The 16,028-nt window shown below is 52.1% G+C and carries 13 protein-coding genes; 8 read left to right on the forward strand and 5 right to left on the reverse strand.

What is annotated here, in order from left to right; all coding sequences use genetic code 11:
* The first annotated feature begins 80 nt into the window (after positions 1-80).
* The 6 genes from rlmKL to rmf all read left to right on the forward strand — a co-directional run bounded on the left by rlmKL (position 81) and on the right by rmf (position 8,005).
* Positions 81-2,189, forward strand: coding sequence for a bifunctional 23S rRNA (guanine(2069)-N(7))-methyltransferase RlmK/23S rRNA (guanine(2445)-N(2))-methyltransferase RlmL (gene rlmKL, locus ACT9TW_RS13110; protein ID WP_182063545.1), 2,109 nt, complete (start codon positions 81-83; stop codon positions 2,187-2,189).
* A gap of 11 nt (positions 2,190-2,200) precedes the next feature.
* Positions 2,201-4,108, forward strand: a complete 1,908-nt coding sequence (locus ACT9TW_RS13115; protein ID WP_446492609.1) for an ABC transporter ATP-binding protein — start codon at positions 2,201-2,203, stop codon at positions 4,106-4,108.
* 13 nt (positions 4,109-4,121) lie between these two features.
* A complete protein-coding gene (pqiA, locus tag ACT9TW_RS13120; protein WP_446492610.1) occupies positions 4,122-5,375 on the forward strand; it encodes a membrane integrity-associated transporter subunit PqiA in 1,254 nt (417 codons plus the stop codon).
* A gap of 4 nt (positions 5,376-5,379) precedes the next feature.
* A complete protein-coding gene (pqiB, locus tag ACT9TW_RS13125; protein WP_446492611.1) occupies positions 5,380-7,020 on the forward strand; it encodes an intermembrane transport protein PqiB in 1,641 nt (546 codons plus the stop codon).
* Positions 7,017-7,583, forward strand: coding sequence for a membrane integrity-associated transporter subunit PqiC (gene pqiC, locus ACT9TW_RS13130; protein ID WP_446492612.1), 567 nt, complete (start codon positions 7,017-7,019; stop codon positions 7,581-7,583). The genes pqiB and pqiC overlap by 4 nt, the downstream gene beginning before the upstream one ends.
* Before the next feature lie 254 nt (positions 7,584-7,837).
* The gene (rmf, locus tag ACT9TW_RS13135; protein WP_014069623.1) at positions 7,838-8,005 is read left to right on the forward strand and encodes a ribosome modulation factor; all 168 of its coding nucleotides are present in this window, start codon (positions 7,838-7,840) and stop codon (positions 8,003-8,005) included.
* Positions 8,006-8,077: 72 nt separating this feature from the next.
* On the opposite strand, the gene fabA is transcribed toward rmf, so the two are convergent.
* Both fabA and ACT9TW_RS13145 read right to left on the reverse strand, forming a co-directional pair.
* Positions 8,078-8,596, reverse strand: a complete 519-nt coding sequence (gene fabA / locus ACT9TW_RS13140) for a bifunctional 3-hydroxydecanoyl-ACP dehydratase/trans-2-decenoyl-ACP isomerase (protein ID WP_013097260.1) — start codon at positions 8,594-8,596, stop codon at positions 8,078-8,080.
* 68 nt (positions 8,597-8,664) lie between these two features.
* Positions 8,665-10,425 carry an AAA family ATPase gene (locus ACT9TW_RS13145; RefSeq protein ID WP_446492613.1) on the reverse strand — a complete coding sequence of 587 codons (1,761 nt, stop codon included), beginning with the start codon at positions 10,423-10,425 and terminating at the stop codon, positions 8,665-8,667.
* A gap of 186 nt (positions 10,426-10,611) precedes the next feature.
* Here ACT9TW_RS13145 and matP point away from each other — a divergent pair, with 186 nt between their 5' ends.
* Positions 10,612-11,064, forward strand: coding sequence for a macrodomain Ter protein MatP (gene matP / locus ACT9TW_RS13150; protein WP_182060337.1), 453 nt, complete (start codon positions 10,612-10,614; stop codon positions 11,062-11,064).
* 65 nt (positions 11,065-11,129) lie between these two features.
* Here the strand turns inward: matP and ompA are convergent, their stop codons facing one another.
* Together ompA and sulA are read right to left on the reverse strand one after the other, a co-directional pair.
* The gene (gene ompA, locus ACT9TW_RS13155; RefSeq protein ID WP_182060338.1) at positions 11,130-12,185 is read right to left on the reverse strand and encodes a porin OmpA; all 1,056 of its coding nucleotides are present in this window, start codon (positions 12,183-12,185) and stop codon (positions 11,130-11,132) included.
* A 355-nt stretch (positions 12,186-12,540) separates the two neighbouring features.
* Positions 12,541-13,050 carry an SOS-induced cell division inhibitor SulA gene (gene sulA / locus ACT9TW_RS13160; protein ID WP_182060339.1) on the reverse strand — a complete coding sequence of 170 codons (510 nt, stop codon included), beginning with the start codon at positions 13,048-13,050 and terminating at the stop codon, positions 12,541-12,543.
* 217 nt (positions 13,051-13,267) lie between these two features.
* On the opposite strand from sulA, the gene ACT9TW_RS13165 reads away from it, so the two are divergent.
* Positions 13,268-13,894, forward strand: coding sequence for a TfoX/Sxy family DNA transformation protein (locus tag ACT9TW_RS13165; RefSeq protein WP_182060340.1), 627 nt, complete (start codon positions 13,268-13,270; stop codon positions 13,892-13,894).
* Here the strand turns inward: ACT9TW_RS13165 and yccS are convergent.
* On the reverse strand, positions 13,851-16,013 hold the full coding sequence (gene yccS, locus ACT9TW_RS13170; protein WP_182060341.1) for a YccS family putative transporter: 2,163 nt from the start codon (positions 16,011-16,013) through the stop codon (positions 13,851-13,853). The genes ACT9TW_RS13165 and yccS overlap by 44 nt on opposite strands.
* Between the last annotated feature and the right edge of the window lie 15 nt (positions 16,014-16,028).

Below are 16,028 nucleotides of genomic sequence, written 5' to 3' on the forward strand. Positions count from 1 at the left end.
AAAATAAGCCTTCAACTTTAGGACATACACGCCATATTAGCTATAATGCGCGACAATTTTCTATGAGTAAAAGTGACGATATGAATTCTCTGTTTGCCAGTACGGCCCGTGGGCTGGAAGAGCTGTTAAAAACTGAACTGGAATCCCTCGGCGCACAGGAGTGCCAGGTCGTTCAGGGTGGTGTCCATTTTGAGGGCGACACGCGGCTTATTTACCAGAGCCTGATGTGGAGCCGTCTGGCGTCGCGCATCATGCTGCCGATGAAAGAGTGCAAGGTCTATAGCGACCTTGATCTCTATACCGGTGTACAGATGATCGACTGGACAGAGATCTTCACCCCTGATGCGACCTTTGCGGTGCACTTCAATGGTGTGAACGATGAGATCCGCAACAGCCAGTACGGCGCGCTGCGCGTAAAAGACGCCATAGTGGACTGCTTTACGCGTAAAAATAAGGAACGCCCGAACGTCGATCGTGAAAATCCCGACCTGCGTATCAACGTGTGGCTCAATGGCGATACCGCCAGCATTTCCCTTGATCTGAGCGGGGCGGGTCTGCACCTGCGCGGCTATCGCGACCGCACCGGTATGGCACCGATCAAAGAAACTCTGGCCGCTGCTATTGTGATGCGTTCCGGCTGGCAGCCAGGCACACCGCTGCTCGACCCGATGTGTGGTTCCGGTACGCTGCTGATTGAAGCCGCGATGCTGGCAACTGACCGCGCGCCGGGGCTGCACCGCGGCTATTGGGGATTCAAAGGTTGGGCGCAGCACGATGAAGAAATCTGGAAAGAGGTGAAGGCCGAAGCCCAGACGCGTGCGCGTAAAGGCCTGGCTGACTACACTTCCCATTTCTACGGCTCGGACAGCGACTCTCGCGTAATTGAGCGTGCGCGCAGCAACGCCCGTCGCGCGGGTATCGGTGATCTGGTGACCTTTGAAGTGAAAGACGTTGCTAACCTGACCAATCCGCTGCCGAAAGGCCCATACGGTACGGTTATCAGCAACCCGCCATACGGTGAGCGTCTTGACAGCGAACCCGCACTGATTGCGCTGCACAGCCTGCTGGGTCGCAATATGAAAGACTATTTCGGTGGCTGGAACCTGTCGCTGTTCAGCGCCTCACCGGAATTGCTAAGCTGCCTGCAATTGCGTGCCGACCGCCAGTTTAAAGCGAAAAACGGCCCGCTGGACTGCGTGCAGAAAAACTACCATCTTGCAGAGAAATCCGCCGACAGCAAGCCTTCTGGTGTGGCGGAAGATTACGCCAACCGTCTGCGCAAGAACCTGAAGAAATATGAAAAATGGGCGAAACAGGAAGGTATCGAATGCTATCGCCTGTATGACGCTGACCTGCCGGAATATAACGTGGCCGTCGACCGCTATGCGGACTGGGTCGTGATTCAGGAATATGCACCACCGAAAACCATCGATGCGCAAAAAGCGCGTCAGCGTATGCTGGATGTGATCGCGGCAACCATCGCCGTGCTGGGTATCACGCCGAATAAACTGGTGCTGAAAACCCGTGAACGTCAGAAAGGTAAAAACCAGTACCAGAAGATGAATGAGAAGGGCGACTTTATTGAAGTGGGCGAATATAACGCTCGCCTGTGGGTTAACCTGACCGATTACCTCGATACCGGCCTGTTCCTTGATCACCGTATTGCCCGTCGCATGTTAGGGCAAATGAGCAAGGGCAAAGACTTCCTGAATCTGTTCTCCTACACCGGCAGCGCCAGCGTCCACGCGGGGCTCGGTGGTGCGCGTAGCACCACCACAGTAGATATGTCCCGTACTTATCTGGAGTGGGCGGAACGTAACCTGCGCCTTAACGGGCTGACCGGACGCCAGCATCGCCTGATGCAGGCCGACGTGCTGGGCTGGCTGCGTGATACGGATGAACAGTTCGACCTGATCTTTATCGATCCACCGACCTTCTCCAACTCCAAGCGCATGGAGGATAGCTTTGATGTTCAACGCGATCACCTGCGCCTGATGACCGACCTGAAACGCCTGTTGCGTAAAGGCGGTACCATTATGTTCTCGAACAACAAACGCGGATTCCGCATGGATCACGACGGCCTGACCGCTCTGGGACTGAAAGCACAAGAAATCAGCCAAAAAACGCTGTCTCAGGACTTTGCCCGTAACCGTCAAATTCATAACTGCTGGCTTATCTCCGCGGTCTAAAGGAAAAACAAATGTCACTTATTAGCATGCATGGCGCCTGGCTGTCCTTCAGCGATGCGCCACTTCTCGATGATACTGAACTGCATATTGAAGACAACGAACGCGTCTGTCTGGTAGGCCGCAACGGCGCGGGTAAATCGACGCTGATGAAGATCCTCAACCGTGAACAGGGTCTGGACGATGGGCGTATTGTTTACGAACAGGATCTGATTGTTTCCCGCTTACAACAGGATCCCCCACGTAACGTGGCGGGTACCGTTTATGATTTCGTTGCGGAAGGGATTTCTGAGCAGGCTGAATACCTGAAGGGTTATCACGAAATTTCACATCTGGTGATGACCGATCCAAGTGAAAAAAACCTCAATGAGATGGCTCGCTTACAGGAGCTGCTGGATCATCACGGCCTGTGGCAGCTTGAAAGCCGTATCACTGAAGTGCTGGATCAATTAGGTCTGGATGCAGATATGGAGCTGGCGTCACTTTCCGGCGGCTGGCTGCGTAAAGCGGCGCTCGGACGTGCGCTGGTCAGTGGTCCAAAAGTACTGCTGCTGGACGAACCGACGAACCACCTGGATATCGAAGCTATTGACTGGCTGGAAGGATTCCTGAAAACCTTTAACGGCACCATTATTTTCATCTCGCACGACCGTTCGTTTATTCGCAATATGGCAACCCGTATTGTCGATCTCGATCGCGGCAAGCTGGTGACTTACCCTGGCGATTACGATACCTATCTGCTGGAAAAAGAAGAAAACCTGCGCGTCGAAGAGCTGCAAAATGCCGAGTTCGATCGCAAACTTGCGCAGGAAGAGGTCTGGATCCGTCAGGGCATCAAGGCGCGTCGTACCCGTAACGAAGGCCGCGTGCGTGCCCTGAAAGCGATGCGTAATGAGCGTAGCGCCCGTCGTGAAGTGATGGGCAGCGCGAAGATGCAGGTCGAGGAGGCTTCTCGCTCGGGTAAAATCGTCTTTGAGATGGAAGATGTTAATTACCAGGTTGACGGCAAAGTGCTGGTGAAAGACTTTTCTGCCCAGGTGCAACGTGGCGACAAAATTGCCCTTATCGGCCCGAACGGCTGTGGTAAAACCACGCTGCTTAAGCTGATGCTGGGTCAGTTACAGGCCGACAGCGGTCGCGTTCACTGCGGGACGAAGCTCGAAGTGGCTTACTTCGACCAGCACCGTGCGGAGCTGGACCCGGACAGGACGGTGATGGATAACCTCGCGGAAGGCAAGCAAGAGGTGATGGTTAACGGCAAACCGCGCCATGTCCTGGGGTATTTGCAGGACTTCCTGTTCCACCCTAAACGCGCGATGACACCAGTGCGCGCGCTGTCCGGCGGTGAGCGAAATCGCCTGCTGTTGGCGCGTCTGTTCCTGAAGCCAAGTAACCTGTTGATTCTCGATGAACCGACCAACGATCTGGATGTCGAAACGCTGGAATTACTGGAAGAGCTGATTGATGGTTATCAGGGCACGGTGATGCTGGTGAGCCACGATCGTCAGTTCGTCGATAATACCGTGACTGAGTGCTGGATCTTCGAAGGTGGAGGCCGTATTGGGCAGTATGTGGGCGGTTATCACGACGCGCGCGGGCAGCAAACACAATCGCTGGCGCAAAAACAATCAAAGTTCAAAAATGGTGCGGAACCTACTGTAACAAAAGCAGAAACAGCTAAGAAAACATCAGCTAAACTAAGTTATAACCTGCAACGCGAGCTGGAAGGCCTGCCTAAACGTCTTGAAGAGCTTGAAGGCGCTCTTGAGGCTCTGCAAATTCAGGTTGCTGATGCTTCATTCTTTACGCAGTCGCACGACTATACTCAGAAAATATTGGCTGACCTCTCCAGTGCTGAACAGGAACTGGAAGAAGCATTTGAGCGCTGGGAGTACCTTGAGTCTCTGAAAAACGGCGCATAAACAGGGATAAAATATGTGTGACCAGCACCATGCCGACAGGCATATATTATGCTCACAATGCGATATGCTCGTTGCGCTGCCTGTGCTGGGTCACGGACATAAGGCAACCTGTCCGCGTTGCGGTGCAACGTTAACGACAGAATGGGACGCACCCAGGCAGCGTCCTACTGCCTATGCCATAGCTGCTCTGTTTATGCTCCTGCTGTCTAATCTCTTCCCCTTCATTTATATGAAGGTGGGAGGGATAACCAGCCAGGTTGACCTTCTTGAAATTCCTGGTGTGATGTTCTCGGAAGATTACGCCAGCCTCGGTACCTTTTTTCTTCTGTTTGTGCAAATTGTCCCGGCCTCTTGTCTGGTCGTGATTCTGCTGCTGGTCAACCGTGTCCGGATGCCCACGCCCCTTAAAATCAAACTTGCCCGTTTCCTTTTTCAGCTAAAAAGCTGGGGAATGGCCGAGATTTTCCTGGCCGGTATTCTGGTGAGTTTCGTGAAGCTGATGGCCTATGGTGATGTGGGCATCGGCAGCAGCTTTATTCCCTGGTGTCTTTATTGTGTGCTGCAATTGCGTGCGTTTCAGTGCGTAGATCGGCGTTGGGCATGGGACGACATCGCCCCTGCACCCACGCTTGCGCAGACGGTGAAAGTGGGTGTGCCGGGTATCCGTCAGGGACTGCGTTCCTGCTCATGCTGTACCGCAGTGTTGCCTGCCGACCTGGACACGTGTCCGCGTTGCGAAACAAAAGGTTATGTACGGCGTAAAAACAGCCTTCAGTGGACGATGGCGCTGCTGGTTACGTCGATCATGCTTTATCTGCCTGCCAATATTATGCCCATCATGATCACCGATTTGCTCGGCGATAAAATGCCTTCCACGATTATGGCAGGGGTCATATTGCTGTGGGGTGAGGGGTCTTACCCTGTGGCTCTGGTTATTTTTATCGCCAGTATCATGGTGCCGACGTTAAAAATGATTGCGATTGCCTGGCTCTGTTGGGATGCAAAAGGGCACGGCAGGCGCGACAGTGAGCGAATGCACTTGATTTATGAAGTTGTCGAGTTTGTCGGACGCTGGTCAATGATTGACGTGTTTGTCATCGCCGTTCTTTCCGCGTTGGTGCGGATGGGGGGGCTTATGAATATTTATCCCGCTATGGGAGCGCTGATGTTTGCGTTGGTCGTTATTATGACAATGTTTGCGGCCATGACCTTCGACCCTCGTTTATCGTGGGATCGTGAGCCCGAGTCAAGCCATGAGGAAGAGTAAGAGCATGGAAAATAAGAGTGGAGAGGCTAAAGTGCAGAAGGTCAAAAACTGGTCGCCGGTGTGGATTTTCCCCATCGTGACTGCGCTGATCGGTGCATGGATACTGTTTTACCATTATAGCCATCAGGGGCCGGAAGTGACGCTCATCACCACCAATGCTGAGGGTATTGAGGGGGGGAAGACCACCATCAAGAGCCGTAGCGTGGATGTGGGTGTCGTTGAAAGTGCGACCCTGACCGATGATCTGACCCATGTGGAGATCAAAGCGCGTCTGAATTCCGGTATGGAAAAGCTGATGCACAGTGATTCCGTCTTCTGGGTCGTTAAGCCGCAGGTAGGACGTGAAGGGATCAGCGGTTTAGGCACACTGTTATCGGGCGCCTATATTGAGTTGCAGCCAGGCACGAAAGGGAACCCGCCTGGCCAGTATCAACTGCTGGATTCACCTCCACTCGCGCCACCTGATGCAAAAGGGATCCGCGTCATACTCGACAGCAAAAAAGCAGGCCAGTTAACGGCGGGCGATCCGGTGCTATTCCGTGGCTATCGTGTCGGTTCCGTTGAGACGAGCACCTTCGATCCACAAAAAAGGTCTATCAGCTATCAGCTGTTTATCAATGCGCCTAACGACCGCCTGGTCACCAGTAACGTCCGTTTCTGGAAAGACAGTGGGATCGCAGTTGATCTTACCTCGGCGGGGATGCGTGTTGAAATGGGTTCGTTGACCACCTTGTTTGGCGGGGGCGTGAGCTTTGATGTGCCGGAAGGGCTGGATCTTGGTCAGCCGGTTGCAGAGAAAACAGCTTTCCGACTCTTTGATGACCCGAAGAGCATTCAGGACGCACTCTATACCGATCATATCGATTTCCTGATGTTCTTTAAAGATTCAGTGCGTGGCCTCCAGCCAGGCGCGCCTGTTGAGTTCCGCGGCATTCGTCTGGGAACCGTGGGTCAGGTGCCATTCTTTGTCCCTGGGCTGCGTCAGGTTCTGGATGACGACTATCGCATTCCGGTGCTGATCCGTATCGAACCTGAGCGTCTGATCAATCAGATGGGTGAGAATCAGGACATTGGCGCGCATATCAACGCGTTGATGGAGCGCGGTCTGCGTGGCTCGCTGAAAACCGGTAACCTTGTGACGGGTGCGCTGTATGTTGATATGGACTTCTATCCTAAAGCGCCTGCGATTACGGGTATCCGTGAATTCGGCGGTTACAAGATCATCCCTACGGTGAGTAGCGGTCTGGCTCAGATCCAGCAACGTCTCATGGAAACACTGGATAAGATTAATAATCTGCCGCTGAATCCAATGATTGAAGCTGCAACAAACTCGCTCAGCGAAAGCCAGGCGACGATGCGCCGACTACAAACCACGCTGGATAACATCAACAAAATCACCGCAAGCCAGTCCATGCAGCAGCTGCCGCAGGATATGCAGAAAACGCTGCGCGAACTTAACCGCAGTATGCAGGGCTTCCAGCCGGGTTCTGCGGCGTACAACAAGATGGTGGCAGATATGCAACGTCTTGATCAGGTATTGCGTGAACTCCAGCCGGTTCTGAAAACGCTCAACGAGAAGAGCAACGCGCTGGTGTTTGAAGCAAAAGATAAAAAGGATCCTGAGCCGAAGAGGGCAAAAGAATGAAAAAGTGGCTATTGATGGTTGGCGCTCTGCTTTTAACGGCGTGCAGTTCCGGTGTAGAGAACAAGAGTTACTATCAGCTACCTGTTGCAGCTCAGGCCGGCGGACAAAGCATGGCAAGCCAGGGAAACCGCCTGTTGTGGGTTGAACAGGTAAACGTGCCCGATTATCTTGCAGGTAACGGAGTGGTGTATCAGACGAGCGATGTTAAGTATGTCATCGCGACAAACAATCTGTGGGCCAGCCCGCTGGATCAGCAGCTGCGAAACACGCTGGTGGCTAACCTCGGAAGCCAGCTTCCTGGTTGGGTTGTCGCCTCGCAACCTCTCGGTACTGACCAGGATACCCTAAACGTCACTGTAACGGGCTTCCACGGCCGTTACGACGGTACGGTAGTGATCAGCGGCGAATGGTTGCTAAACCATCAGGGGCAGCTGATTAAGCGTCCTTTCCATCTTGAAATGAAGCAGCAAAAAGATGGATACGATGAAATGGTGAAAGTCCTGGGACAAGGTTGGGCGCAGGAATCGGCCAGCATCGCCAGAGAGATTTCCCGGCTACCATAAGTAAAATTCATAGTAAAAAGCCGCCGTCAGTCTGGTTCTGATTGCGGCTTTTTTTTCGTTTTGACATCAGGTTGTTACTTGTGCCGGGTCACATTTTTTGTACAAATGATCTTCCGCATAGCTCACAAATATGACACCCGTATGAATTTCGAACATTGACGCTGAGGCTTATTCAGGGTATTCGTTATCTGTGCTTGCACACTTTGCAATCACTGTTTTCTTTCCACCAGACAAAAGAATGAGGGAAACGAGGCATGAAGAGACAGAAACGAGATCGCCTGGAACGGGCTCATCAACGTGGTTATCAGGCTGGAATCGCTGGACGCTCAAAAGAAATGTGTCCTTATCAGACGATAAATCAAAGGTCACAATGGCTGGGAGGCTGGCGAGAAGCCATCGGCGACAGGGTACTTATAGCTTGATAACGTCTCTTTAAATAAAGAAACCTCCGCAATGCGGAGGTTTCGCCTTTCCGGGGTTGCTTAAATCAGCAATCAGAACGCAGAAGTGTCCTGGAACAGACCCACTTTCAGATCGTTTGCGGTATAGATCAGACGACCATCTACCAGCACTTCGCCATCCGCCAGGCCCATAATCAGACGACGGTTAACAATGCGCTTGAAGTGAATGCGATAGGTGACTTTCTTCGCAGAAGGCAGAACCTGACCGGTGAATTTCACTTCGCCAACGCCCAGTGCGCGGCCTTTGCCTTCGCCGCCGAGCCAGCCCAGGTAGAAACCAACCAACTGCCACATAGCATCAAGGCCCAGGCAGCCAGGCATTACCGGATCGCCAATAAAGTGGCAACCGAAGAACCACAGATCTGGGTTAATATCGAGTTCTGCTTCTACGTAACCCTTATCGAAGTTGCCGCCGGTTTCGGTCATTTTTACGACACGGTCCATCATCAGCATGTTCGGGGCCGGTAACTGTGGGCCTTTAGCGCCAAACAGTTCACCGCGACCAGAGGCAAGAAGGTCTTCTTTTGTATAGGATTCGCGTTTATCTACCATGTTCTCAATAAGCCTTATTTTAGTGAAGCACGCAGGATAGCTAACACGTGTACGCTGAACAAGTCCGATCAGTTCGGACTAAACCAACTCAACCAGCGTAACGGCCACGGGTAACGATGACGAGCGTCCTGCTGTGTCGCCTGAGCAATACGTTCCTGGATAGTTTGCATCAGGGTTGTTTGACCTTCGCCATCCCATACCAGATTTGTCAGTAAGGGTAGCGCATCCTCAATTCCTTCGATGGCCCAGAGCGTAAATTGTTCCTGTTCCACCGCATCCAGAAGCGCCTGACTCAGGCTCAGATGGCGTGCATTAGGTGCCGGGATAATAACACCCTGTTTACCGTTTAAACCGCGCTGCTGGCAAATGGCAAAGAAACCTTCGATTTTCTCATTCAGCCCGCCAACCGGCTGAGCGCGCCCAAACTGATCAACGGAACCGGTAATGGCGATGTTCTGATTAATCGGCACTTCTGCCAGGGCGCTGATCAAGGCGCATAGCTCTGCCATTGAGGCGCTATCGCCATCGACTTCGCTGTAGGATTGTTCAAAAGTGAGCGAGGCGGAGAAGGGGATTTGCTGCTCAAGCTGCAACTCAGACATCAAAAATGCCTGCATGATCATCATGCCTTTGGCATGGATGTTCCCGCCGAGTTCAGCTTTGCGTTCAATGTCAGTAAATTCCCCGTCGCCAATGTGCACGACGCAGCTGATACGCGAAGGTTCGCCAAATGCACGTGGATGCCCCGGGAACTCAATAACGGATAAGGCGTTGATTTGCCCAATACGTTCGCCCTCGGTTTCCACCAGAATTTGATCCAGCAGAATTTCATCCTGCATCCGGTCGGCGAGATAGCCTTCACGCCATTCGCGTTGCACAAGCATCTGGGTGAGCTGTTCACCGGTAAACGCGCCGTCACCGCTAATAACGCCCACTTCACGCAGCTGTTTGCTGATCCAGAGTGGACAGAGCGGTAAGGTTTCCTGATCGCCAGTATAGCGTACTGCTTCGCGGAGTAGACCAGGCCAGGCGTCAGCAGCCGGAACAGGTAATTCATAGCGTGCCGCAATGGCCATTACCCATTGACACCACTGTGCCATATCATCGGCATCGGCAATCTGAATATTGTCTTCGTACTCGCTGTAAACGGCCAGGCTCGCCAGTTCTGGCTCCATCTCCTGGAGGTCTGCCAGCGATTCACGATCGCCGGTCAGCACCACGGTCAACGACAATGGCATTGACGGCACTGCGACAGGGAGAGGGCGGGATTCGTCGTAGCCCACCCAGTCAAAGCGTTGCTGGCTCACAATCGTTTTCAGGCGCATCCAAAGCAGCGGCTGGGAGAGTAAGGTTCTCAGGGCGATGATCAGAACACCGCCGTTAGCGCGATGGACAAGCCCCGGTTGAAGCGACAGTTCGCCATTAAACTGACGAAGGCAGCCAAAAAGCTGCTCCGCTTCGACCCAGTTGGCGGTGATCACTTCGCCTTTTGCGGCAAAACGATCGTCAGCCTGCTGCGCCGGTTCAAAAGTAATGTTATGACCCGCGATACGATACTGGCCGCCAAAAACAGCATCTGTTTCTGGCTGTAACTGGCGCATGGCATCACCCAGAAGCGTCAAATACTCGGCTTCTTCCGGGGCTTTGAGCAGCATGAAGGGAGATGTCGCCCACGGGCTTAACACCTGCTCCAGCGCATAATGCAAACGCGGTTGTGTATCGCTAAGTATGAATTCGTGTTCTTTTGCGAGTTTTGGCTGTGCAAAGAGCTCCTGATAACTTTCTGTATCGGGAACAAGGTCACGCCATGCAAGTTTCGTAATGGTCAAAGTTGATGTTTTTTAGTCAGATGTAAAACCGTGGAGTATACCGTAAGCGGAAGGCTCTGCCCAAGCAGGATTGGGGATTTCCGCGGGTGAATCTCCTGTAATGATGCACAGGATATGATTTCTTTTCAGCAGATTGCCAAAAAACTGATATTCTGAACAGAGTTACGTGGTAACACTGAGATCGCAATGAAATATCAACAACTGGAAAATCTCGAAAGCGGCTGGAAATGGAAGTACCTGGTCAAAAAACATCGCGAAGGCGAGTTGATCACCTGCTACATCGAAGCCAGCGCGGCGCAAGAAGCCGTAGATATGTTGCTGACCCTCGAAAACGAACCGGTACAGGTCAATAACTGGATAGCGAAACATATCAATCCAGAACTGTTGAACCGGATGAAGCAAACTATTCGTGCGCGTCGCAAGCGGCATTTTAATGCCGAGCATCAGCATACCCGCAAGAAATCTATCGATCTGGAATTTATTGTCTGGCAACGCCTGGCAGGCCTTGCACAACGGCGTGGAAAGACGTTATCAGAAACGGTAGTGCAGCTGATTGAAGATGCTGAGCATAAAGAGAAGTACGCGAACCAGATGTCGACGCTGAAAAACGATCTACAGGCGCTTCTGGGTAAAAAATAAGATTCTGTATTTCTTCAGACAATAAAAAAACCCCGCTATGCGGGGTTTTTTCTTAAGACGATAACTTATGCCGCTGGCTGAGTTACAACGTCTTTGATGCCTTTAACTTCGATCTCAACACGACGATCTGGAGCCAGGCAGTCGATCAGTGCAGCGCGAGCTTTCACGTTGTTACAGGTAGAACCGGTAACTGGGTTAGATTCGCCCATACCACGTGGGGAGATCTTGTTAGCCGGGATACCTTTAGATACCAGGTAATCAACAACAGACTGAGCACGTTTTTCAGACAGCTGCTGGTTGTAAGCGTCAGAACCGATACGGTCGGTGAAGCCCAGAACCACTACTGAACCGTCTTTAGGATCCAGGTTGCTCAGCTGAGAGTACAGCTGATCCAGTGCCTGCTGACCTTCTGGTTTCAGGGTAGCTTTGTTGAAGTTGAACAGAACGTCAGACTTCAGAGTGAAGTGCTTGGTCTGTACTTCTGGAGCTGGAGCCGGAGCTGGAGCTACGATTGGTGCAGCTTCTTCCTGCTGGCCGAAACGGTAGGAAACACCTACGCTCAGCATACCGTTGTCAGGACGAACACCTACGGTGTTGCCGTCGCCGATGTTGTTAACCCACTGGTATTCCAGACGGGTAGCGATGTCACGGGTCATAGCCCACTCAACACCACCTGCGAATACTGGAGAAACGCCAGTGTCGTGATCGCTGCCAATCTGGTTGTTGCTGGAATCAGCACGCCATACCATGCCGCCCAGACGGGTGTACACGTCCAGATCGTCAGTTACTGGGTAACCCAGTTTAGCAGTCAGCTGTACGCCCTGAGCTTTGAAAGCGCCATTTACGGTGTCGCCTTTGTATGGCATACGACCTAACCAGTCGTAACCCATTTCAAAACCAACATACGGGTTAACCTGATAGCCACCGAACGCACCTGCACCAAGCTGGCTCTCATGAGTAGGGCCATCGTTGTTCAGTTTGCTGTTGTACCAGCCGGTGTCATGGAACTGAGACCAGCCCAGTTTACCACCTGCATACCAGGTATTATCTTTCGGAGCGGCCTGCGCTACGGTAGCGAAGCCAGCCAGTGCCACTGCAATCGCGATAGCTGTCTTTTTCATTTTTTGCGCCTCGTTATCATCCAAAATTTGCCATGAAGATCTCCGACGAGAAATCACGGTTAAATCCTTCACCGGGGGGCGTGGTCAAATATAAATCTACCGATATCTTCGGCTTAGGCCGAGCACCCCTGGCGATGTAAAGTCTACAACGTAGCTAGAAACTTACAAGTGTGAACTCCGTCAGGCATATGAAAAAAAAAGTTCCGTATACCTAATATTTAACATTTTTTGTATGGAAATTGTGCAGTAAAATTAACGGGAACCGCACCAGACAAGCCTTTCCGCAGATTTAACGCATGGAACTATTTCCACATCTTGTGGTCGAAAAAAATTCCAGGAAAACTCCTAAATTTACTCAATGATACAAATTCGAGTGAATTTTTAGCCCAGAAAGTTGTCCTCTGCGGTAAGAATCTGGATGAACCGGACGCATAATAAAACCGATGGCGTTACCTTCCTCGGCTGCTTCAGTCAGTCGAAAATGTTCTTCTTCCGTCAGTTCGTCTGGTAACCACCCGATCACGACACTGTAATTTCCGGTACGTAATGCACGGATCATCGACTCGACCGTATCGCAAGGTGAGAGTTGGTTAATCTGCATGACCTTTGTCAGCGGCAATCCTGCGGACTGAACCCATTCACGGCTCAGTTTTTGTTGTGGCGTCAGCCAGAGCTGCCAGCGCGACTGCTGGCCAAGCTGTTGTAATAAAGGAAGTAATAAAAGTTGGGTTAATAGGGGCTGGTCTTCTCGATAAATCACTTCACTGATAAGACCTGTCGACACGCTCCCGACGGATTTCTTCGCGACATTGCTTGCGGTAGAAGAGAAAGATGTTGAGCGATTTGCGTAGCCTGAAGTGTACATATTCATTCCAGCCCTGTAGTTACTGTATGAATATACAGTAACCCCTGTATGCATAAAGATCAACCTCATTTTCGGAAAGCGACTCGCAAATTTTGCTCATGATCGGCCCCTAAAGAAAATTCATCTTGCTCACTGGCGATAAGTTGCCTATTTTCCTGCTAACGGATCCGTTAGTAAGAATTAGCCTCTTTATAGTATGATTTTTAAGGGAAATATCATGAAAAAGATATCTTATGAACGGATTTATAAATCCCAGGAATACCTTTCAGAACTGGGTGATATTCATCACCGCGCACTCTTTGGTGGCTATACCCTGGCGGTTGATAACGCCGTATTTGCCATGGTGTCTGATGGGGAACTTTATCTGCGTGCCTGTGAGCAAAGCGCGACCTACTATGTGAAACACGCCTCCTCTTTTTTGACCCTTCTGAAACGGGGTCGACCAGTGCTGCTTAACTACTTCCGTGTTGATGACGGGCTGTGGCAGGACAGGGGGACACTACTCCAGCTTTCTTCTTTTGCGCTTGAGGCCGCCAGGCGGGAACGGTATCAACGCTATCAGCGTAACCGGCTTAAAGACCTGCCCAATCTCACCTTCCAGATTGAGGTTCTGCTTTTTGAAGTCGGGATCACTAACGAAGAAATGTTACGGGAGCTGGGGGCAAAAGCGAGTTGGCTGAAAATCAGAGTTCAAAATAAACAACTTGGGATTAAAGTGCTTTTTGCGCTTGAAGGTGCAATAGAAGGGCTGCATGAAGCGGCGCTCCCGGCAGAGATTCGCCGGGAACTCACGGAATGGTTTAACGCGTTGCCAGAGCCTGCGGAGAATCGTTCCGCCATGTAGCAATCAGTTGTTGTAGGCGACAAATTTCCGGCAGCAGAGCAATAAGCAGGCCAACTTGCTGAAGAACCAGCGGGGCTTTGCTGTCGGTACCAGGATCAAGATGGGCGATACGCTGGGCGAGTTCATCCAGGGCCTGCCGAACACGGGGTTCATCGGCTGGACGGTGGTGAAGTGCATCGTCGACATAGCAAACGGCATCATCCAGCAATCCCAGAATACCCGGATTACTTAACCTTTCTCGGTGAGCGCCCAGCGTAGAAATATAGCTGGTAAAGGTATGGTTCAGGCACAGCAGACGAAAGGCGGTTTCACGGATTTCTGCCGTAGCGCCAGGTTCCGTTGACATGTTCGATACCACCGATGCAAGCTCCGCATCGCGGTTATGCGCATCACGGCGGGCGATGCGATAGGCCAGACGGTTATCACGACCCTGGTGATATTGCTCAAGAATGGCATCCAGGTATCGGCAGTTAGCATTCATTGCCCTGTCCAGCACGCGCGGCAGATTGCGAAAACGCCAGTCCGGCCAGATAAAACTGACTGCAGCCCAGGCAATGGCGCAGCCGATCAGTGTATCAATAACGCGGGGAAGGGCGACTTCAAACCCTTCGCCAAGCAGGTTAAAGCACAGCAATACCAGTAAGGTGATAAACATCGTTGCGTGCGCGTATTGCACATTGCGAAATGCAAAGAACAACACGCCGGTTATCACGATAAGGACAAGCTGCCCTTCAATGGACGGGACAAAGTAAAGTACCGGAAGGCCGATAGCGACACCCACCAGCGTACCAATAATACGCAACGCGAGCCGGTGGCGGGTGGCGTTATAGTTTGGCTGGCAAACAAACAGGCTGGTCAGCAAGATCCAGTAGCCATGATGCAAGCCGGTTATCTGGATAAACGCGTAACCGACGCACAGCACCAGCGACATTCTTACGGCGTGGCGGAAGAGAGCCGATTCTGGCGTAAAGTTACGGCTCAGCCGTAACCACATATCGCTAAAGCCGTGAAGGCTGTCATCGGCAAGCTGGTTATCAGCGTCATTGTTCGGCATCGCCAAGGCTTGTTCAGACTCAATGGTGGCCAGTTGCGCGTCTATCGCCCGCAGGTTATTGAGTAAGAAACCCAGCGCTTTTATCTGCTCCGGGGATGTCCCGCTGGCCTGTACGCGATCAAGCGCTGCATCAAGGTGGCTAAACGCGCGTTCAAAGCGTGGATCATGCTGATACGGCGTGCGCAGTAAAATGGAGCGGGACAGTTGCTGACACGCCTGGGATTGCATTGAAAGTAGCCGCTGAAAACGGAACATAACGTCGCTGTAGCGAAACTTTTCCCGCAGGGCCGCATATTGCACATGCGATGAACTGGCACGCTCATGGATATCCTGGGCGGCAAAATAGTAGTGCAAAGTCCGGCGCGTTCCTCGCTGACCGCGATCTCCGCGTAACCGCGTAAGAAGGCTGGCTTTGGTCTGGTTTAAGGTTGCGACCAGTTGGCCGTTTGCCAGCGCCAGATCGTAAAGTGGCGCCTGGCTTTCTTCTTCAATATCCGGGTCAAATAAACGGGATTTTAGCTCCAGATAATGCGCCAGCTGTTCATAGCTGCGGGCGAGGTTATCCTGTAAAGCGCGAACCGGAAAAATGAGATGTCCGGTAAGCGTCAGCAGGTTATACCAGATAGCGCCAAGCAGCAGCAGAACGGGCTGCTGATACCATTGATCGTAAAGCGATACGCCCAGCATGGTGTAGATAGCAATCAGCAATGCGCCAAACGCAATGGTGGCATAGCGCTGGCCAAGCCCACCCAGAAGAATAAATCCGCTGGTTGAAAGCGTCAGGCCTAACGCAAATAGCCATGGCCATGGGAACAGCAGTTCAACGGATGCGGAGGCAATGAAAAAACAGATAAGGGTGATAACCAGATTACGCAGTCGCCCAGCCAGGCGATCGTCGAGGTCTGCCAGCGCTCCGGCAACAACGCCCAGGGTCAGCGGGATAGTGAGCTTAACGTCGTTTAACCACCACGGCAGGGCGACCGTACCGCAAAGTGCGATAAAAATCCTGACGTTATACAGCCAGGTGCTGTTCCATGTGTAGCGGCGAATCAATGGGCTTAGCATGAGCGCGGCCTGTCC

It is taken from the genome of Enterobacter sp. C4G1 (genome assembly GCF_052886895.1).

Coding starts and splice junctions, on each gene's coding strand:
- rlmKL (WP_182063545.1), top strand. CDS start 81: ATGAATTCTCTGTTTGCCAGTACGGCCCGTGGGCTGGAAGAGCTGTTA.
- pqiA (WP_446492610.1), top strand. CDS start 4,122: ATGTGTGACCAGCACCATGCCGACAGGCATATATTATGCTCACAATGC.
- matP (WP_182060337.1), top strand. CDS start 10,612: ATGAAATATCAACAACTGGAAAATCTCGAAAGCGGCTGGAAATGGAAG.
- ACT9TW_RS13115 (WP_446492609.1), top strand. CDS start 2,201: ATGTCACTTATTAGCATGCATGGCGCCTGGCTGTCCTTCAGCGATGCG.
- pqiB (WP_446492611.1), top strand. CDS start 5,380: ATGGAAAATAAGAGTGGAGAGGCTAAAGTGCAGAAGGTCAAAAACTGG.
- ompA (WP_182060338.1), bottom strand. CDS start 12,185: ATGAAAAAGACAGCTATCGCGATTGCAGTGGCACTGGCTGGCTTCGCT.
- sulA (WP_182060339.1), bottom strand. CDS start 13,050: ATGTACACTTCAGGCTACGCAAATCGCTCAACATCTTTCTCTTCTACC.
- pqiC (WP_446492612.1), top strand. CDS start 7,017: ATGAAAAAGTGGCTATTGATGGTTGGCGCTCTGCTTTTAACGGCGTGC.
- rmf (WP_014069623.1), top strand. CDS start 7,838: ATGAAGAGACAGAAACGAGATCGCCTGGAACGGGCTCATCAACGTGGT.
- yccS (WP_182060341.1), bottom strand. CDS start 16,013: ATGCTAAGCCCATTGATTCGCCGCTACACATGGAACAGCACCTGGCTG.
- fabA (WP_013097260.1), bottom strand. CDS start 8,596: ATGGTAGATAAACGCGAATCCTATACAAAAGAAGACCTTCTTGCCTCT.
- ACT9TW_RS13165 (WP_182060340.1), top strand. CDS start 13,268: ATGAAAAAGATATCTTATGAACGGATTTATAAATCCCAGGAATACCTT.